This is a genomic window from Fluviirhizobium alvei (genome assembly GCF_030551875.1).
GTDB classification, from domain to species: domain Bacteria; phylum Pseudomonadota; class Alphaproteobacteria; order Rhizobiales; family Rhizobiaceae; genus Rhizobium_E; species Rhizobium_E alvei.
This window is the reverse complement of the sequence record NZ_JAUOZU010000006.1, coordinates 288,922-307,995: the sequence shown is the minus strand read 5'-3', so window position 1 is coordinate 307,995 and position 19,074 is coordinate 288,922. Positions and strand designations below refer to the sequence as shown.

Below are 19,074 nucleotides of genomic sequence, written 5' to 3'. Positions count from 1 at the left end.
ATGCAGCGCCTTTTCTGGCAGCACACCTTCCTCCCCTATACCCAGGTACACCACGAGGTCCAAGATCACGGCACAAGCGCCAATTGTCAAACGGGATTCGGTTCGCCTGACGCCGAATGGAATAAGGGTGGCCTTTGCCGCAGCCCTTCGTTAGAACGATGCGACAAAGCCAAATCGGACAAGCCATGAAAATCGCGACCTGGAACATCAACGGCGTCAGGGCCCGCATCGAAAATCTCGTTGCGTGGCTCAAGCAATCGTCGCCGGATATCGTCTGCCTGCAGGAAATCAAATGCCAGGACGATGCCTTTCCGCGGCTTGAGATCGAAGCTCTCGGCTACCATGTCGAAACCCATGGCCAGAAGAGCTTCAACGGCGTCGCCATCCTGTCGAAATTGAAGCCGGATGCGGTCAATCGCGGTCTGCCGGGCGACGAGGCCGACGAACAGGCCCGCTTTATGGAGGCAGTCTTTTCGGTGGAACCGGGCAAGATCCGCGTCTGCTCGATCTATCTGCCGAACGGCAATCCGGCCGATGACCCGGTCAAATATCCCTACAAACTTGCCTGGATGGCGCGTCTCGAGGCCTTCGCCCGCGACCGGCTGGCGCTCGAAGAGCCGCTCGTGCTTGCCGGCGATTACAACGTGATCCCGGAACCGCATGATTGCTGGGACCCGACCGTCTGGGCCAAGGATGCACTGTTTCTGCCCCAGACCCGGCAGGCTTTCCGCCGGCTGGAAAATCTCGGCCTTACCGATGCCGTGCGGGCAACGGCGGATGATGTGCCGCTCTACACGTTCTGGGATTACCAAGCCGGTTCCTGGCAGAAGAACTGGGGCATCCGGATCGATCATCTGCTCCTGTCACCCGAAGCGGCCGACCGTCTCACCGGAACGGCGGTCGAGAAGGATGTACGCGGCTGGGAAAAGCCCTCCGACCATGTGCCGGTGGCAGGCTACTTCAATTTCTGACGTTAAGGCTCAGAACAGGTGATCTGCGGCATAGATCAGCCCATAGGCGTGGATGACGAGCGCAGCATAATAACCGAACAGCACAAAAAGCCGCTCGCCGCCGCCGATCGGCAACAGTTCCCGTCGCGGCTTGACGCCAACCTGGTTGGTCATGCTCAGAAGAACCATCACCGCCAAGCCACCGCATAGCGCCTGATAGGGAATGCCGATCCGCCAGCCGGTGAGCATGATGGCGCCTGCGACCACGAACGTGCCGAACAACAGCGCATTTCTGGACACGAAGACCTGGCGCAGAACCTGGCCGCCATCGAAACGCGACATTGGAAGCATGTTGAGAATGTTGAAACCACCCATGATGAGCAGGAAGGTCAGAACGATCTCATTATAGGCACCTGACGCGCCGGCGTCTGTTCCGATCACATGGGCTTCCACCAGAACCGGCACGAAGAAGGCCGAAAGTCCGGGGCCCATCAGGGCGCAGGTCGCAACTTCGAGACGGCTCGAATAGGGCTTGCCGCCGATCGCAACGCCACCCAGGAGCGGAATGAAGATCATCCGGACCGTCTCGTGCCCGAAGGCACGGTATGCCACCAGATGGCCGAGCTCATGCAGGGCGATGACCAGCGTCAGCATCGTGGACATTGCCAGTCCCGACAGAGACAGGCCAAAGAAGGGCCAGAGGATCAGGGTCGAAAGGACCGCCATCATGATCTGGATCGCCGGCCGCTCGAAACCGGTAACCCGGCTCGCCTTGCCGGTCGTCAGCCAGGCTTCGAACGTATCGAACTGCCGCCTGAGCTGAAAGAAGCGGAAGATCAGCATGGCGAGGCCGCGATACTGGTCTGTCTGCTCGATGATCAGTTCCGTGCCTCCGGGAACGGGGCGCACCTTGCGGCATTCGCGATAATTCTTCCAGAAAGCGGGATCGAGCGCACTATCCTCCAGCACCCTCGCCTCATAGGCCATGGTCCAGGCGCCGTCGACCGGATCGAGCGCCAATCGTCGTTCGATCGGCTGCCCATCACGATCGGACTGGGCGAAGGTCTGCACGATGCCGTTGCGCTCCTTCAGCGGTTGGCTCGACAGAATCTGCGGGTCCCACAGCGCGTCCCGGCCGAGCGGATGCATGGCCTCGCCGATGCGCTCCGGCTTTTCACGGAAAAGGCGGCGGACGCGAATGGTCCGCTTGCCGATCGGTGCGGCCAGCAGGAGCCAGATCAGACCGAGATTGGTGACAAGCAGAATGAGCGCCGGGGTAGAGAGAGACATGACGCAGCTCGCTTTCAGCCAGGAACGTCATGATCCTACATTCACCTGATTAACGCGCCGCAGCCAGGAAGCCTAAAATTCTAACCATGGCTACATTCGGGACGTTTCCAGGGTCAAAACTCAATCAGGCGAGCGTCGCGTTGAACTCCTCGAGGCTGCGATAAAGTTCGAGATACTTGCCAAACCGGTATTGATAGAGATCCGAATAGCCGGGATCGGGCTCAAAGACGCAATCGGTACGGACCAATGATTGGGCCGCCTCGGCAATCGAGCCGAACTGGCCGGCGCCTGTACCGGCCAGGATGGCCGCTCCCAGCACACCGGCATCCAGATTGGTCAGCCGTCGCACCGGTTTGCCGAGAATATCGGCGCGGATCTGACACCAGATATCAGACGCCATGCCACCGCCGGCAGCATTGAACAACAGCACCTCCCGGTCTGCGGATCCTTCCAGGCTTTCGACCAGCAAACGCACGGAATAGGCCACCCCCTCCATCGCCGCGATCGTGAATTCAGCCGGTCCCATGCTGGAATCGATACCGGAGAAGGAGGCACGGGCATGGATGTTCCACAGCGGTGCCCGCTCTCCCTGCAGATGCGGCAGGAAAATCGGCATGCGGCGGGTTCGGTCAGTGGTTTCGGCAAGGGCGGACAGTTCCGCCGGCGACCGACCGAGCAGATGGCCGAGCCAGGCAATCGAGGCCCCACCCGCCTGGGTCGGACCGGCATGCATGGTGATCCCCTCGATGGTCGGAAAGGCGATCACGCCGGGAACCGGATTGCGCTCGGGCGACACGATGCCGATAATTTCGCTGGTTCCGCTCAGATACATCGCCTCGCCATCGGCAAGCGTGCCGGTTCCGAACAGGCCCGACCAGGCATCCATGGTTCCAACCACCATCGGAACGCCGGCGCAAGGCAGGCCGGCTCGGATCTCACCGACGACAGTCGACACTGGCATCACGGGCGCCAGCCGTTCGCGCGCTCCGGGAATCAGATCGAGCAGGCGTCCGATTGGCTGCAGATCTTGATCGAGAATGCCGAAGCTCGTCATCGGATCGGCAACAATTTCTCCAGTCAGGTGGTAGATGCAATAATCCTTTGGAGCCAGAACCCAGCGGGTCGCCGACCAGATCTCCGGATGATGGCGCTTGACCCAGGCCATGCGGGAGAGGACGTGGCTCGCATCGATCGGCAAGGGCGCACCCCACCAGCCGATCTTTTCTTCGGCAGCGATTTCCGCATCGAGTTCGCGCGCTTCGGGAGCGGCGCGGCCATCCTGCCAGATGATCGCCGGAACGAGCGGTCTGCCGTCGGAATCGACAAAAACGTGGCTGTTGGCATGCGAACAGAGTCCGACTGCCCGGACCTGGCCGGGTGCCAACCCATCCGAAAGCAGGGCCAGCGCATCACGCACCAGCCGCATCCAGTCTTCCGGGTGCTGCTCGACGCGATTGGGCGGCAGATGCGCTGTTGCATAGCTCTCGGCAAACTGGCGGACCGCATGCCCCTTGCTGTCGAAAAGGGCCGCCTTGACGGCTGTGGTTCCGACATCGATACCGATCAACATGGGTTCGATCATCCTGTTTCCCCCTCTTACACCATGCCTGAGCTTGCCGCCGCGCCGCGGGCCCGCTGATTCCATCTGATCGCGTTTCAATCACGCTTATAGCTGAATAAAAAGCACGCTTTACGCTCTATTGAAATGGGTCTGAAGCTCGGCTAGGGTCCCGTCCCCATAGAGATATATCAAACAGACGGGAACGACATCCATGGCCAAGGGCATCCTTGCAAAATCTCTGATCCGCGCGCTTTCGATCGCGACCCCTCTCATGCTGATGGCTTCGGCAGCCGCAGCTGCCGGCAAGATTGCGGTGATCACGCCCTATCTTTCCCAGCCCGGCACCCAGTTCTATGTCGAATCCTTCCAGGCCGAAGCCAAGACCAACGGCTGGGACGTCAACGTCATCGACACGAAGGGCGACGTAGCCGCAGCCATCAGCCGCATCGAGGATGTCGCCAACCAGAAGGTCGATGCCATCGTCATCAATGTTGATCCGGCGCAGGTCGCAGCCGGTCTCGAAACCGCCAAGGCTGCCAAGATCCCGGTTTTCGGCATGGATGCCGGCGCTAGCCCGCTTCTCGTGACCAACGTCACCTCCAACGGCTATTCGATGGCCGCCGATACGGCCGCCTATGTTGCCAACCGCATCAATGGCAAGGGCAATGTCGTGATGTTCGTCTTCGATCCCTTCCCGCCGGTGCAGATCCGCGGCGTGATCGCCGATGCCGTCTTCAAGAACAATCCCGACATCAAGGTGCTCGAGCGCGTGACGCCGGACGTGCAGGATGGCGGCATTGCCGATTCCCGCGCCAAGATGGAAGCAATTCTGGCCGCCCATCCGGAAAAGGGTTCGATCGCCGCCGTGTGGGCTGCTTGGGACCAGCCGGCGCTCGGCGCGCTTCAGGCCATCGAAGCCGCCGGCCGTCAGAATGAAGGCATCGTGATCACCGGCATCGACGCCAACCCGCAGGCCCGCGAAGCCATCGCCAAGGGCACCAATTTCGAAGCCTCGATGGCGCAGGATTTCAAGGGCATCGGCAAGGCCACCGCAGATGCCGTCAAGCGCCATCTCGCCGGCGAAACGATCAAGCAGAGCGTCATCTATGTGCCGACGAAGCTGATCACCGCCGCCAACGCCAACGATTGACCGACACGATAATCGCTGGGGCATCGCAGGCAACTGCGATGCCTTTTGTTTGATTGGATGCGAGATGACGACGCCTGCCCTGTCGATTGCTGGTCTCTGCAAAAGCTATGCGGGCGTTCCGGCTTTGCGTGGCGCACGCCTTGAGCTCTTCTCGAGCGAAGTCCATGCGCTGATGGGCGAAAACGGTGCCGGCAAATCGACACTGATCAAGACCCTCGCCGGCGCTGTCGCGGCCGATGCCGGCGAAATCGCGGTCGATGGCCAAGCCTTGGCGTTGCAGACGCCCTCGCAATCCCACCATGCCGGCTTCCGCTTCATCCACCAGGAACTCAGCGTCATTCCGCATCTGTCGGTGGCCGAAAACCTGTTCCTCGGCCGCCCCTATCCGCAGCGGTTCGGCCTGCTTGCGCATTGGCCCGAACTCAACCGCCGCGCCCGGGCAGCGCTTTCAGCACTCTCGATCGATCATATCGACCCGTCTCTCAAGATGGCGCGGCTTGCGACCGGCGACCAGATGCTGGTGAAGATCGCTGCCGCCTTTCTCGGCGATGACGGTGCCCCTGCCCGCATCTATGTGATGGATGAACCGACGGCAGCGCTGACCGACAGCGAATCCGAACGGCTGTTTGCCATCATCGCCCGGCTCAAGGCACGCGGCTGCGCCGTTCTCTATGTCTCGCACCGGATGGACGAGGTCATGCGAATTGCCGACCGTGTGACGGTGATGCGCGATGGCGAAACAGTATCGACCGCAGCGATCGCGGATGTGACGAAGGCCGATATCATCGAATGGATGACCGGCCGGACCTTGGCCGAAGCCTTTCCGCAACGGCTCGCATCGCCGCTGCCCGAGACTTTACTCGATATCCATGGCCTGAGCGGTGCCGGGGTTGACACGGTCGATCTCAGCATAAGGCGCGGCGAGATCCTCGGCATTGCCGGCCTGTCCGGTGCCGGCCAGAACGAACTCCTGAAGCTTCTCATCGGCGCCGAGCCGATCACCGCCGGCGAAATTCGCCTTGATGGCCGCAAACTCGGTCGTGGCGATCCCGCCCGTCGCTGGCAGGAGGGCTTTGCCTATGTGCCGCGCGAGCGCCGGCGCGAAGGGCTCGTGGCCGGTGCCTCGATCGGGCAGAATACCATCCTGCCGCATCTGAAGGCACTTGCCCGTGCCGGCATTTTCCGCAAGCGGAAGCTGGAGCAGAGCCGTGCGGCCGAACTCGGCAAACGCGTTCGCCTGAAGGCCGCCGGTATCGACCAGCCGGTGCGCCAGCTTTCAGGCGGCAACCAGCAGAAGGTCGTGTTTGCCCGCGCGATGCTGGCCTCTCCGAAAATGCTTCTCCTGGACGAGCCAAGCCGCGGTGTCGATGTGGGAGCCAAATTCGATATCCACACCCTGCTGCGCGAGCTTTCCGCCGCCGGCGCCGGCATTCTTCTCGCATCGACCGATCTGCCGGAACTGATCGGCATGACGGACCGGATCGCGATCATGCGCGCCGGACGGATCGCCGAGATCGTCGAGACCGCGGGTCTCGATCAGGCGCAATTGCTGGCGCTGATCTTTGGCGACGGCAACCTCGACGCCCAACCCCGAACCGTTGGAGCCTGACTTGGCCAGAACCATCCGAAAATACGGCACCCTGATCGGTATCGTCGCCGTGATCCTGTTTTTCTGGATCAACATTCCCGACACATTCATGACGGTCAGGAACTGGCTCAATATTTCCCAGCAGGTCAGCATGCTGGCCGTTGTCGCCTTCACGATGACGATCGTGATGGCAATGGGCGATTTCGATCTGTCGGTCGGTTCGATGGCTAGCCTTGCCGGCATCGCCGCAGCCCTTGCCTTCCAGGCCGACATGCCGCTTGTCGCCGGCATTCTCCTGGCGCTTGCGGTCGGGCTCGCCGGTGGCCTCATCAACGGCGCGCTCGTCTCCTATCTCGGCATTCTTCCCTTCGTCGCCACGCTCGGCACGCTCACGGTCTATCGCGGCCTGGCCTTGTTTGCTTCGGAAGGAAAAACCATTTTCGGTCAGGATATTCCGTCCGAATTCTCCGGCTTTGCACGCGGCGGGGTCACGCTCTTTACCTTGGGTGAGGACGCGGTCGTTCTCCCGTCTCTAACCATCGTGGCATTGATCGTTCTCTTCATCGTCTGGGTGATGATGGAACATACGGTCTATGGACGCCGGCTCTATGCGATCGGCGGCAACATGGAAGCGGCCCGTCTGGCCGGCGTGAAGGTGAAGCTGGTGCGCTTTACCGCCTTCGGGCTGACAGGTCTCGGCGCCGCGCTCGCCGGGCTCATGTATGCGAGCCGCGTAGCCTCGGCCAATCCGACGCAGGGATCGGGCCTGATGCTGGATGCGATCGCGGCCGTCTTCCTCGGCATGACGATGAGCGAGGAAGGCGAACCACATGTGACGGCGACCTTCTTCGGCGTGCTCATCCTGGGCGTGCTCGACAATGGCCTGACCCAGATGAGCGTCGATTCCTATGTGCGGGAAATTCTCATCGGCTCGATTATCGTGGCGGCGGTCGCCTCCTCGTCGATCAGCAAGCTCAGGTCCTGACGTTTTCCGCCGATGGATGCAGCACCGGACGGTAGCCTGCCGAAAGCACCTTGAGCATCGATGGCGGCGTGATTGTCCGCACAAGATGCGCCTCGTCAAATGGCCTTCGGGATGCATAACCGGACGGGGACCAGAGCAAGCCGCCCTGCCCGAGCTTGAGCATCGCACGATCAACGCCTTCGTCTTCGGAGAAGAAGGCGCCATCCGGCAAGTCACCGAACAGTGATGCAGCCCGAAGATGTCGCCGCGCTCCCGGCTGTCGCTCGGCATGCAGGGCGCAATCGATATCGTCTGCCTTCAGATCTCGATCCTGGGGCATCGACATCGCCAGACGCCATGCCGATTTGAACCTGAGCCAGTCAAGCCGGCGGCAGAGGGCGCAAGGCCGATGGCCGGCGCTCAACGCCGTCGCCTCATCGAGAAAGAACAGCGGATAATAATGGCCCGGCTGGTCGAATTTGACCGGCCCGAACGATCGCAGGTCAAGGCTGCAGCAGATCCAGGCCCGGGTTGTACACCGTCGACGCCCCAGCCGCCCATCTGCATCATGGAGATCGCCACGATTGCCGAGGAAGAGCCCCTTGTCCGGTGCGGCGAAGAGTTCACCGAACGGATCCACGCGGTTCTTTCGCGGTCTCATAGCATGATCACTCCGTCGCAGGCTCCAGCCCAGCAATTGCTTCCGACCCGATTATGGTTTTCCTGATGGTCGGCATCCACCCGAAAATATTGACTGGCGTCGGCGGACATTCTCCATGTCGCGGCCAGCCTATCCAGAGGTCTGGCGATCGCCTAGTCTCAGCTTCCATCATCGGGGATTCGGCATGCAGAACAAGACCGCACTGGGCGTCCTCTCGCTTTGCCTCGGCGTTCTGGTCTTTTCGCTGCAGGATGCGATCATCAAGGGCATTTCCGGCGCCTATCCGCTGACGCAGGTCGTTTCCACACGCTGCCTGGTGGCAACCCCGATCCTGCTTCTTGCCGTTCATCTCGAATCGGGCGTCCGGTCGATCGCCACAAGAAACTTCTGGCCGCTGGTGTTGCGATCGCTGATCATGCTGGTGGCTTATACGACCTACTACATGGCCTTTCCGGCGCTGCCGCTGGCTGATGCCGTGGCCCTGTATTTTACGGTGCCGCTCTTCACACTGGCGCTCGGCGCCACCCTGTTTGGCGAAACGATCGGCTGGCGGCGCATCGGCGCGGTGCTTGTCGGGTTTCTCGGCGTCATCGTCATGCTCCGGCCGGGCGCCGGGCTTTTCGAACCGGCGGCCCTTTTGACGCTCTTCTCTGCCGCCACCTACGCCACGTCGATGCTGATGGCGCGCAAACTTGGAAACGAGGAGAGCGCCTCAGTCATGGCCTTCTACCAGAACTGGGTCTATCTCGTCGGCGCCTTGGCGATGGCGCTTTGCTTTCATCTCGCCGGGTTTGAAAACGCCACCCACCCGTCGATCAACTTTCTTGTCCGGTCCTGGACCTGGCCGACTCTTAGCGATTTCCTGCTGACGGCCTCCTGCGGCGTGATTGCGGCGATCGGCATGATGCTGCTGACCCAGGCCTACCGGATCGCCAAACCCTCGATCGTCACCTCATTCGAATATACAGGCCTGATCTGGGCGCCGCTCTGGGGCTTCCTGTTCTTTGCCGAAGTGCCGCATGTGACGACAGTTTTCGGTGCCGTCCTCATCATCGCCGGCGGCTTGATAGCGCTCTCCTCTCCCGCAGCAAAGAGCGAGATCGAATAGGTATCTGGGGAAGGACTGACCAGGTCCCGAAGGCAATCAGTTTGCGATAGCGATACGATCGAGGTGCTGCTCACCGAAATGATCGGGAATCACCATGATCCTTGCCTCGTCTTCGAGCTGGAGGAGTGCCGTTTCCAGGGCCACAAGGACACCGCCCACCAACTGCTCGCGCGTCAGATGACCTGCCGTTTGCAACGCTGCAACAATCGCTTCCTTCAAGGCGAGAGATTCGTTGAAAAACTCTCCGACACTTTCCATTCACGCATCCTCGGGGCAGCCGGGCTGCCGATATTCCTTTTGCAGGCTCACCTGCCTATCGCATCAATCGATATGAGCGGAGATTAGACCGAAACTCTTGAACCGTCGATGAATAAGACAATCCAAATGATAAATTTTTCAACAGTCAGTGATGATCAGACCTAAACCTCAACATCACCGTTCCGGAGATTCTTCCCTTTCGGCGCGATCCTCACGCAAGTTGGCAGCCATGATCCGGTCACAAGGCGCCTCCGCTGGATTATCCCAAGCATTTTGCAAACAAAAACAATAACTTGAAAAAACAATCGAAAAAATTCGAATACGCCCTTGTGCGGTGGGAATCCATTTGCTACATGCTGCGCCGCCGGACAAGTTCGGCTCTACCACGGTAAGCGGTCGTGGCGGAATTGGTAGACGCGCAGCGTTGAGGTCGCTGTGGGGCAACCCGTGGAAGTTCGAGTCTTCTCGACCGCACCAACCAAACAACCCGGCTTCGGCCGGGTTTTTTGTTGCGCGGTTTTCTCGCCAAACCGGCACCCTGCCCTTGCGGGAAAGCGTCAGCCGGTCCACATAGTCGGAACCTTCAGGCAGAACCGGTAGCCCATCATGCAACGTGACCAGGTCTCGACATCCATGTTCCCGAACGAGGGTTCGCCGCCAGTGCGCTGGCGGGTGACCGACGGACTGACGGCCTATGAAGACGCCCTGGCAACCATGGAACGCGAAGTCGCACTGATTGCCGAAGGTGCCGCCGACGAACTTGTCTGGCTCCTCGAACATCCGCCGCTCTACACCGCCGGCACCAGCGCCGATGCAAAGGATCTTCTGGCGCCCGGCCGGTTTCCGGTTCACCAGACCGGGCGTGGCGGCGAATATACCTATCATGGCCCCGGCCAGCGGGTCGGCTATGTGATGCTCGACCTCAAGCGCCGCCGGCAGGATGTACGCGCCTTCGTGGCCGCCCTCGAACAGGTGGTGATCGGCACGCTCGCCGACATGAACATCCGCGGCGAACGGCGCGAGGACCGCGTCGGCGTCTGGGTTGCGCGTCCGGAACGGCCCCGTCTGCCGGATGGCTCGATGGCGGAAGACAAGATCGCGGCGCTCGGCATCCGCTTGCGCAAGTGGGTGAGCTTCCACGGATTTTCGCTCAATGTCGATCCGGAACTCGAGCATTTTTCCGGCATCGTGCCCTGCGGCATTTCCCTCTATGGCGTGACCAGCCTCTACGATCTCGGGCTTCTGGTGCAGATGAGCGAAGTCGACAGCCTGATCCGGACCAATTTCGAACGCGTTTTCGGCCCGACGGTTCGCGATCCGGCCTGAAACCCGTCGAAAGCATGAGGGGAAGATCGTTCCGGGCCGTTGCCGAACCGGGCGAGCGGTGATAATCGGGCCGCAAACGCCAAACGAACGGTATCGCCATGACCAGACCCATCCGTATCGCCCCCTCCATTCTCGCCGCCGATTTCGCGCGGCTCGGAGACGAAGTCCGCGACGTCACGACCGCCGGCGCCGACTGGATCCATCTCGATGTCATGGATGGCCATTTCGTGCCGAACATTTCCTACGGTTCGGATGTCATCAAGGCCTTGCGCAAGCATTCCGACGCCGTTTTCGACTGCCACCTGATGATCACGCCGGCGGATCCCTTCCTCGAAGCCTTCGCCAAGGCCGGCTGCGACATCATCACCGTGCATGCCGAAGCCGGTCCGCACCTGCACCGTTCGCTGCAGGCGATTCGCGGTCTCGGCAAGAAGGCGGGCGTTTCGCTCAACCCCGCGACCCCGGAGAGCGTGCTCGACTATGTGATGGATGATGTCGATCTCATTCTGGTCATGAGCGTCAATCCGGGTTTCGGCGGCCAGAAATTCATTCCCGCCGTGGTGGAAAAGATCCGCCGCATCAAGGCGATGATCGGTGATCGCCCCATCGATCTCGAAGTCGATGGCGGTGTGACGCCTGACAATGCCGGTCTGGTTTCCGCAGCCGGCGCCAATGCGCTTGTCGCCGGATCGGCAATTTACAAGGGCAATGGAATAGACGACTATCGCCGCAACATCGCCGCCATCCGGGACGCGGCCGAAAAGGCAAGGTAAGGGATTGTCGTTGCATCGTTTCGCCACCCGCAGGCTCAAGCCTCTCATCAAGCCGGCTCATAGAGCGAAACGCCTTGCGATGGCGCTCATTGCCACCGTTGCCCTGGTCCCCCTCCAGGCGGTGGCAGGCGATGTGGCACAGCTGAACGTGCTCGGCTATTCTCCGGACGGACGCATCTTCGCCTTCGAAGAGTTCGGCGTTCAGGACGGTTCCGGCTTCGGCTATTCCAACATCTATTTCATCGACACTGTCACGGACCGCTATCTCAAGGGAACGCCGCTCCGGCATCGGGTCGAGGAGGAGCAGTCGCTCGCAAAGGCGCGGCTGATGGCGCATGCCAATGCAGAAGCACTGGCCAAGACGCACAGGCTCGGCGAGGATCCCGGCTTCATTGTCGCGAGCAATCCGATCACCGAGGTTGATAGCAATGCAAGCGTGGTCCGTTTCCGCACCTATCCGGCATCGCCCGCCTTCGGACCCATTTACAGTCTGACGCTGGTTCAGAAGCCTTTTCCGCCCTCGAAAGCCTGTGCCAACATGGTCGGCGAATATCGCGGCTTCAAACTGCTTTCGGGTGGCGAGGTTCCCGGAACTGGAGACAGGATCGTCCATGACGACGCGCAGGTTCCGGCAAGCCGCGTGTGCCCGAACGACTACCGGATCGGAGCCGTCGTGACGAGCCAGTCCGGCAAGGGTCCCGCCATGGCGCTGATTACCGTCTCCACCTTCGGCTTCGAGGGCAATGACCTTCGCTGGATCGCCGTGCCTGTCAAGGTTGATAGCCCTTGAGCACGGCCGGGCCATCCGCGCAGCAAACCGTTGCTACGCCGCGGCTTGGCCTTTTGGCTCGGTTTTCCGACGCCGTTCCCAGCCCCTTGCAGATCCTGTTCGGCTCGATCCTCTGGGGAGCAGGCTATAGCCTGACCATTCTGGCCGGCTTCTGGCTGCGGAACGGGCTTGCGATTGTCGATCCGCTGCCGATTGCCGCCCTCTATTTTTATGGTGCGGCGGCCGCCTTCGCGCCCGGCCTCTTTCTCTGCAATCTGTTCTTCCGGCGCAAGGCGCCTATACCGGCGGCGATTGCGACGCTGCTGTTCCTGCTCTTCACCCATGCGGTGACAGCCGGGCTCTTTGCGTTGCAATACCGGATCTTCTACGCTGCCTGGCACGCCAACTTCCCGAGCATCACCTGGTTCTTCCAACTGGCCTTCACCTCGGCGGCGGCGGTCTACCAGTTCACCGTCACGACCCTGTTTTCCTATCTTCCGGGGCTGCCGCTGCTGTTTGCTGCCTACTTTTTCTGGTTTCTCCGCCACCGCGATTGAGATTGTCGCCATCCTTTGCTAGAGCGGCGGCAATTCCAGCCAATTGAAGGATGAAGCCGATGATCCCGCGCTATTCCCGCCCAGACATGGTTGCCATCTGGTCGCCGGAAACCAAGTTCCGCATCTGGTTCGAGATCGAGGCCCATGCCTGCGATGCCCTCGCCGAACTTGGCGTAATCCCCAAGGAATCCGCCCGCACCATCTGGGAAAAGGGTTCGGCCGCCGAGTTCAACGTCGCACGCATCGACGAGATCGAAGCCGTCACCAAGCATGACGTGATCGCCTTTCTCACGCATCTCGCCGAATTCATCGGTCCGGATTCGCGTTTCGTCCACCAGGGCATGACTTCGTCGGACGTGCTCGACACGACGCTGAACATCCAGCTGACCCGGGCCGCCGATCTGCTGATCACCGGCATGGACCGGGTGCTGGCCGCCCTCAAGACGCGCGCCTTCGAATACAAGGATGCGGTCCGCATCGGCCGCAGCCACGGCATCCATGCCGAACCGACGACGATGGGCCTGACATTCGCGCGCTTTTATGCCGAGATGAAGCGCAACCGCGAACGTCTCGTCGCCGCGCGCAAGGAAATCGCGACCGGCGCGATCTCGGGTGCCGTCGGTACCTTCGCCAATATCGATCCGCGCGTCGAAGAACATGTCTGCGCCAAGCTCGGGCTCGAGCCGGAGCCGGTGTCGACCCAGGTCATCCCGCGGGATCGCCATGCGATGTTCTTCGCCACGCTCGGCGTCATCGCCTCGTCAATCGAGAATGTCGCGATCGAAATCCGCCACATGCAGCGCACGGAAGTGCTGGAAGCCGAAGAGTTCTTCTCTCCGGGCCAGAAGGGTTCGTCCGCGATGCCACACAAGCGCAATCCGGTTCTGACGGAAAACCTCACCGGTCTCGCCCGGCTGGTCCGCATGTCGGTGGTTCCGGCGATGGAAAATGTTGCCCTCTGGCATGAGCGCGACATCAGCCATTCGAGCGTCGAACGCGCGATCGGCCCCGATACGACGATCACGCTCGATTTCGCGCTGCACCGCCTGGCCGGCGTGGTGGAAAAGCTGGTGGTCTATCCGGAAAACATGCTGAAGAACCTCAACAAGTTCAAGGGCCTGGTGATGAGCCAGCGCGTGCTGCTCGCCCTCACCCAGGCTGGCGTCAGCCGTGAGGATGCCTACCGGCTCGTTCAGCGCAATGCGATGAAGGTCTGGGAACAGGGCGCCGATTTCCTCGAGGAGCTTCTGTCCGATGACGAAGTGCGCAAGGCGCTGACGGAAGAAGAGATCCGCGAGAAGTTCGATCTCGGCTACCACACCAAGCATGTCGACACGATCTTCAAGCGTGTTTTCGGCTGATCACTGCCACTGCTGATTCTCGTTGACGCCCGCCCCTGTGCGGGCGTTTTTCGTTCTGCGCCGTTTTTGTGCAAGCCCATAATCCATTGCCGCCACAAGGCTTCTTCGATACATTGCAAAAATGCGATGAATCGATCGCGGCTGTCTTGCATTATATATGATTTTCACTATGTATGAAGCATCCAACTCAGGGAGCTTCACATGACACTCGATCGTATCGTCCTCGCATTCGCCGGATTCATGACCCTTCTATCGGTGGCGCTCACCGTCTGGGTCTCGCCCTATTTCATCTGGTTCACCGTCTTCATCGGCTTCAACCAGATTCAGTCTGCCTTCACGGGCTTCTGCCCTGCCGCCATCATCTTCAAGAAGCTCGGCATCCAGCCGGGCTGCGCATTCTGAGGAACAATGTCATGCGCGTGCTCGCACTCCTTATCACGGCCCTGTCTGCCACCTCGGCCATGGCAGGTTCCCTCACCCTCGAACCCTCGGTCATCACCGAGCGCAAGGCCGTTTATGGCCGGGTCGAAGCGCGGGACATGGTGCCGGCACGCGCCCGCATCGGCGGCATTGTGGTCGAACTGAACGTATCGGAGGGCGATCTGGTCAAAGCCGGCCAGAAGATCGCCACGGTCCGCGACGACAAGCTCGCCTTCCAGATTGCCGCCGTTGACGCTCAGCTCAAGGCTTTCCGTTCACAGCTCGACACCGCGCAATCCGAACTCGACCGCGCCAATGTTCTCGTTGGCAAGGGTGTGATGACGCCGCAACGGCTCGATCAGTTGAAAACCGCTGTCGATGTCGTGCGCAACCAGATTGTCGCGACCGAGGCGCAGCGCTCGGTCATCGCGCAGATGCAGACGGAAGGCGATGTGCTGGCCCCGGCCGATGGTCGTGTGCTGACCGTACCGGTCACCCGCGGCGCGGTTATCATGGGCGGCGAAATGGTGGCCAATATTGGCGGCGGCGGCTTTTTCCTGCGGCTTGCGATTCCGGAACGGCACGCAGCCGCGCTCAAGGAAAACGCCGAAATCGCCATCAATGCCAATGGCGACAATCTCTCCGGCAAGCTGGTCAAGATCTATCCGCTGATCCAGAACGGCCGGGTTGTTGCCGATGTCGAGGTCAACGGCCTCAACACCGCCTATGTCGATGCCCGTGTGCTGGTGGAAGTGCCCGTGGGCGAGCGCAAGGCGCTCATTGTTCCGAGCGCTGCCGTCACCACGCGATCGGGCATCGATTTTGTCACAGTGATCGAGGACGGCAAGCCCGTCGAACGCGCTGTGGTGCTCGGCGAAACGCTCGAGCGCGACGGCAATCCGCACGTTGAAATCCTGTCCGGCCTGGCTGCCGGTGACACGGTGATGACACCATGAGTGACGACAAGAACAATCATTCCGCACAGGACAAGGTTCCCGGCATGGAGGAAAGCCCATGGCCGATCGAGCATCACCATGACGAGGCGGCAGAGGATGCTGGCATGCGGGACCTCGGCATCGCCGGTCAGCTCACGCGCGCCTTCATCAAATCACCGCTGACGCCGCTTTTCCTGCTCGCCGCCTTCGCTTTCGGCCTCGTGGCGCTGATGACGCTGCCGCGCGAGGAAGAACCGCAGATCTCGGTGCCGATGGTCGATATCATCGTGCCAGCCGCCGGCCTCAAGGCCGAGGATGCCGTCAAGCTGATCACCGAGCCTCTGGAAACCGTCGTCAAGGGCATCGACGGCGTCGAACATGTCTATTCGCAATCCTACGACAACCAGGTGATGGTAACCGCCCGCTTCATGGTCGGTACCTCGTCGGATTCGGCCGTTCTGCGCGTGCATGACAAGGTCCGCGCCAACATGGACCGGATCCCTGTCGGTATTCCCGAGCCGATGATCGTCGGTCGCGGTATTGATGACGTTGCCATCGTTTCGCTGACGCTGTCGCCGGAAAAATCCGCCGCCAGCCATATCAATGCCAACGACCTGACGCGTGTCGCCCGGGAACTGCGCACCGAAATCTCCAAGATCGAAAATGTCGGGCTGACCTATCTGGTCGGCGAAACCGACGAGATCATCCGCATCGCACCCAACCCGGAAAGGCTGGCGCTTTACGGCATTACGCTGCAGCAGCTGGCGGGCAAGGTGCAGGGCGCGAATTCGGCGTTTCCCGCCGGCAAGGTCCGCGACAGCGGCGAGCAGATCGATATCATGGCCGGCGAGACGCTCGCCACGCCAGCCGAAGTCGGCAATCTGCTGTTGACCGCCCGAGACGGTCGCCCGGTCTATGTCCGCGATGTTGCGTCGGTGAATTTTGCCACCGACACGACGGATTCGATCGTCTCAACCGTCCGCCGCAGCGACAAGGAAGGCGGCAAGGCGATCGAACGAGTTCCGTCCGTGACGCTTGCGATTGCCAAGCGCGCCGGCTCGAATGCCGTTGTCGTTGCCGAGGAAGTGCTGCATCGCGTCGAAGCCCTGCATGGAACGCTGATCCCGGGCGACATGCATATCGAGGTGACGCGCGACTATGGCGAGACTGCCAACGAGAAGGCCAATGAGCTTCTCTACCATCTCGGTCTGGCCACCGTCTCGATCATCATTCTCGTCTGGCTGGCGATCGGCCGTCGCGAGGCGCTCGTGGTCGCCATCGTCATTCCGATCACCATTCTTCTGACCCTGTTTGCCTCGCGCCTGATGGGCTATACGCTCAATCGCGTGTCGCTTTTCGCCCTGATCTTCTCGATCGGCATCCTTGTCGATGACGCGATCGTCGTGATCGAGAATACCGCGCGACACTGGGCGATGAAGGATGGGCGGACGCGTCGCCGCTCGGCCATTGAAGCGGTGGCGGAAGTCGGCAATCCGACCATCGTCGCAACACTGACCGTCGTTGCTGCCCTTCTGCCGATGCTGTTCGTATCAGGCATGATGGGCCCCTATATGAGCCCGATCCCCGCCAATGCCTCGGCGGCGATGATCTTCTCCTTCTTCGTCGCCGTGATCGTGACGCCTTATCTGATGCTGAAAATTGCCGGCAACGCCCCGGTTCATGCCCATGAGGAACATCATGGCGGCAGGCTCGGCCAGATGTATGCCGCTGTCGCCGAGCCGATCCTCAAGACGAAGACCAGGAGCTGGATCTTCCTCTTGGTTGTCGGTGCGATGACGCTCGGCTCGCTGACGCTCTTCTATACCAAGCATGTCACGGTCAAATTGCTGCCGTTCGACAACAAGTCGGAACTGTCGGTCACCATCGACCTTCCGGAAGGCGCTTCAACCGAGGAAACCGACCGGGTGGCGCAGGCCGTCTCGCGCATCGTTCTCGAGATGCCCGAAGTGGTGTCGGTGCAGACCCATGCCGGCACGGCGGCTCCCTTCAACTTCAACGGTCTGGTGCGCCATTCCTACATGCGGTCCTCGCCGAACATGGGCGATGTGGCGCTCAACCTCACCCCGAAGGGCGAACGCGAGCGTTCGAGCCATGATGTTGCGCTCGATATCCGCACCCGGATCCAGTCGATCCCGGTTCCGGCCGGCACCAGCCTGAAGGTGGTGGAACCGCCTCCGGGTCCGCCGGTCATGGCAACATTGCTAGCCGAAATCTATGGACCCGATGCGGAGACCCGCCGCAAGGTGGCCGCCAAGGTCGAGGATGCCTTCCGCACCGTGCCCTTCATTGTCGATATCGACAATTCCTATGGCACCGAAGCGCGCCGCAAGCGGTTGACGATTTCCACCGATGACGCGGAATTCTTCCGGGTCGAGGAAGGCGACGTGTTCGACACGATCAACATGCTCAACAACGGCAAGACCGTGGGCTATTCGCATCGTGGCGGCGGCCGCAATCCGATCCCGATCCGCATCGAGCGGCCCAAGAGCGAAAAGACGCTGGACGAGCGTTTCCTCACCACCCCGATTCCGGCCAATGTCTTGCCGGGCGAGCGTGGCGTGGTCGAACTCGGCGATGTCGTGCGTGTCAGCGAAGAGAAAGCGTCCTATTCGATCTTCCGCCACAATGGCTATTCGGCGGAAATGGTGACGGCAGAACTTGCCGGCGCCTTCGAGGCCCCGCTCTATGGCATGCTCGCCGTGCAAGAAGCGATCGACAAGCAGGACTGGGCCGGCCTGCCGAAACCGACGATCTCGCTGCATGGCCAGCCGAACGACACCAACAAGCCGGTGCTCCTGTGGGATGGCGAGTGGGAAGTGACCTGGGTGACGTTCCGGGACATGGGTGCGGCCTTCATGATCGCGCTGCTCGGCATCTATATTCTCGTGGTTGCCCAGTTCGGCTCGTTCAAGCTGCCGCTCGTCATCCTGACGCCGGTGCCCCTGACCTTCATCGGCATTCTGGCCGGCCACTGGATGTTCGGTGCGCCCTTCTCGGCCACCTCGATGATCGGCTTCATTGCGCTCGCAGGCATCATCGTCCGCAACTCGATCCTGCTCGTGGATTTCATCCGCAACTCCCAAGGCTCGGGCCGGCCGCTGACCGAGGTTCTGATCGAGGCGGGTGCCATCCGCTTCAAGCCGATCCTCTTGACCGCACTTGCCGCGATCATCGGTGCGGCGGTGATCCTGACCGACCCGATCTTCCAGGGGCTGGCGATCTCGCTGCTGTTCGGCCTCATCTCCTCGACATTGCTGACCGTGCTCGTCATCCCGGCGATCTACAGGGTGCTTCGCACCTGACGCACGAAAAGAAGCCCCCGGTTCCTGCGAGAACCGGGGGCTTCTTGATTTCGGTCTTCCCGAAGTTGGCGGAAGGATTC

The 19,074-nt window shown here is 61.1% G+C and carries 17 protein-coding genes and 1 tRNA gene; 14 read left to right on the top strand and 4 right to left on the bottom strand.

Annotation, left to right across the window (positions count from 1 at the left end):
- Nucleotides 1-185 precede the first annotated feature (185 nt).
- Nucleotides 186-971: an exodeoxyribonuclease III gene (gene xth, locus Q4481_RS07890; RefSeq protein WP_304375783.1), complete on the top strand. Its 786-nt coding sequence runs from the start codon at nt 186-188 to the stop codon at nt 969-971.
- Nucleotides 972-980: 9 nt separating this feature from the next.
- Here xth and Q4481_RS07885 read toward each other — a convergent pair whose 3' ends face one another.
- A complete protein-coding gene (locus Q4481_RS07885; protein WP_304375782.1) occupies nt 981-2,240 on the bottom strand; it encodes a zinc metalloprotease in 1,260 nt (419 codons plus the stop codon).
- Between the two features lie 124 nt (nt 2,241-2,364).
- Complete coding sequence (locus Q4481_RS07880) at nt 2,365-3,822, bottom strand: xylulokinase (protein ID WP_304375781.1); 1,458 nt, start codon at nt 3,820-3,822, stop codon at nt 2,365-2,367.
- Between the two features lie 190 nt (nt 3,823-4,012).
- Between Q4481_RS07880 and Q4481_RS07875 the strand changes: the two genes are divergently transcribed.
- The 3 genes from Q4481_RS07875 to Q4481_RS07865 all read left to right on the top strand — a co-directional run bounded on the left by Q4481_RS07875 (nt 4,013) and on the right by Q4481_RS07865 (nt 7,524).
- Nucleotides 4,013-4,951: a substrate-binding domain-containing protein gene (locus Q4481_RS07875; protein ID WP_304375780.1), complete on the top strand. Its 939-nt coding sequence runs from the start codon at nt 4,013-4,015 to the stop codon at nt 4,949-4,951.
- 64 nt (nt 4,952-5,015) lie between these two features.
- Nucleotides 5,016-6,560 (top strand): sugar ABC transporter ATP-binding protein, encoded by a 1,545-nt coding sequence (locus tag Q4481_RS07870; protein WP_304375779.1) that lies wholly within the window; start codon nt 5,016-5,018, stop codon nt 6,558-6,560.
- Nucleotide 6,561: 1 nt separating this feature from the next.
- Complete coding sequence (locus tag Q4481_RS07865; protein WP_304375778.1) at nt 6,562-7,524, top strand: ABC transporter permease; 963 nt, start codon at nt 6,562-6,564, stop codon at nt 7,522-7,524.
- On the opposite strand, the gene Q4481_RS07860 is transcribed toward Q4481_RS07865, so the two are convergent.
- The gene (locus tag Q4481_RS07860) at nt 7,514-8,164 is read right to left on the bottom strand and encodes a hypothetical protein (protein WP_304375777.1); all 651 of its coding nucleotides are present in this window, start codon (nt 8,162-8,164) and stop codon (nt 7,514-7,516) included. The two genes, Q4481_RS07865 and Q4481_RS07860, sit on opposite strands and share 11 nt — an antisense overlap.
- A 184-nt stretch (nt 8,165-8,348) precedes the next feature.
- On the opposite strand from Q4481_RS07860, the gene Q4481_RS07855 reads away from it, so the two are divergent.
- Nucleotides 8,349-9,272: a DMT family transporter gene (locus Q4481_RS07855; protein WP_304375776.1), complete on the top strand. Its 924-nt coding sequence runs from the start codon at nt 8,349-8,351 to the stop codon at nt 9,270-9,272.
- 36 nt (nt 9,273-9,308) lie between these two features.
- Here Q4481_RS07855 and Q4481_RS07850 read toward each other — a convergent pair whose 3' ends face one another.
- Nucleotides 9,309-9,530 carry a hypothetical protein gene (locus tag Q4481_RS07850; protein ID WP_304375775.1) on the bottom strand — a complete coding sequence of 74 codons (222 nt, stop codon included), beginning with the start codon at nt 9,528-9,530 and terminating at the stop codon, nt 9,309-9,311.
- Between the two features lie 392 nt (nt 9,531-9,922).
- Here Q4481_RS07850 and Q4481_RS07845 point away from each other — a divergent pair.
- The 9 genes from Q4481_RS07845 to Q4481_RS07805 all read left to right on the top strand — a co-directional run bounded on the left by Q4481_RS07845 (nt 9,923) and on the right by Q4481_RS07805 (nt 18,994).
- A tRNA-Leu gene (locus Q4481_RS07845) sits at nt 9,923-10,007 on the top strand.
- Nucleotides 10,008-10,136: 129 nt separating this feature from the next.
- Nucleotides 10,137-10,856, top strand: a complete 720-nt coding sequence (gene lipB, locus Q4481_RS07840; RefSeq protein ID WP_304375774.1) for a lipoyl(octanoyl) transferase LipB — start codon at nt 10,137-10,139, stop codon at nt 10,854-10,856.
- A 98-nt stretch (nt 10,857-10,954) separates the two neighbouring features.
- Nucleotides 10,955-11,629, top strand: coding sequence for a ribulose-phosphate 3-epimerase (gene rpe / locus Q4481_RS07835; RefSeq protein WP_304375773.1), 675 nt, complete (start codon nt 10,955-10,957; stop codon nt 11,627-11,629).
- 4 nt (nt 11,630-11,633) lie between these two features.
- Complete coding sequence (locus Q4481_RS07830; protein ID WP_304375772.1) at nt 11,634-12,419, top strand: DUF2259 domain-containing protein; 786 nt, start codon at nt 11,634-11,636, stop codon at nt 12,417-12,419.
- On the top strand, nt 12,416-12,955 hold the full coding sequence (locus tag Q4481_RS07825) for a hypothetical protein (RefSeq protein WP_304375771.1): 540 nt from the start codon (nt 12,416-12,418) through the stop codon (nt 12,953-12,955). Before Q4481_RS07830 ends, Q4481_RS07825 begins: the two co-directional genes overlap by 4 nt.
- A gap of 59 nt (nt 12,956-13,014) precedes the next feature.
- Nucleotides 13,015-14,316: an adenylosuccinate lyase gene (gene purB / locus Q4481_RS07820; protein ID WP_304375770.1), complete on the top strand. Its 1,302-nt coding sequence runs from the start codon at nt 13,015-13,017 to the stop codon at nt 14,314-14,316.
- A gap of 201 nt (nt 14,317-14,517) precedes the next feature.
- Complete coding sequence (locus Q4481_RS07815) at nt 14,518-14,718, top strand: YgaP family membrane protein (RefSeq protein ID WP_304375769.1); 201 nt, start codon at nt 14,518-14,520, stop codon at nt 14,716-14,718.
- Between the two features lie 11 nt (nt 14,719-14,729).
- Nucleotides 14,730-15,692 carry an efflux RND transporter periplasmic adaptor subunit gene (locus Q4481_RS07810; RefSeq protein ID WP_304375768.1) on the top strand — a complete coding sequence of 321 codons (963 nt, stop codon included), beginning with the start codon at nt 14,730-14,732 and terminating at the stop codon, nt 15,690-15,692.
- 104 nt (nt 15,693-15,796) lie between these two features.
- Nucleotides 15,797-18,994 (top strand): efflux RND transporter permease subunit, encoded by a 3,198-nt coding sequence (locus tag Q4481_RS07805; RefSeq protein ID WP_304376076.1) that lies wholly within the window; start codon nt 15,797-15,799, stop codon nt 18,992-18,994.
- Nucleotides 18,995-19,074 lie beyond the last annotated feature (80 nt).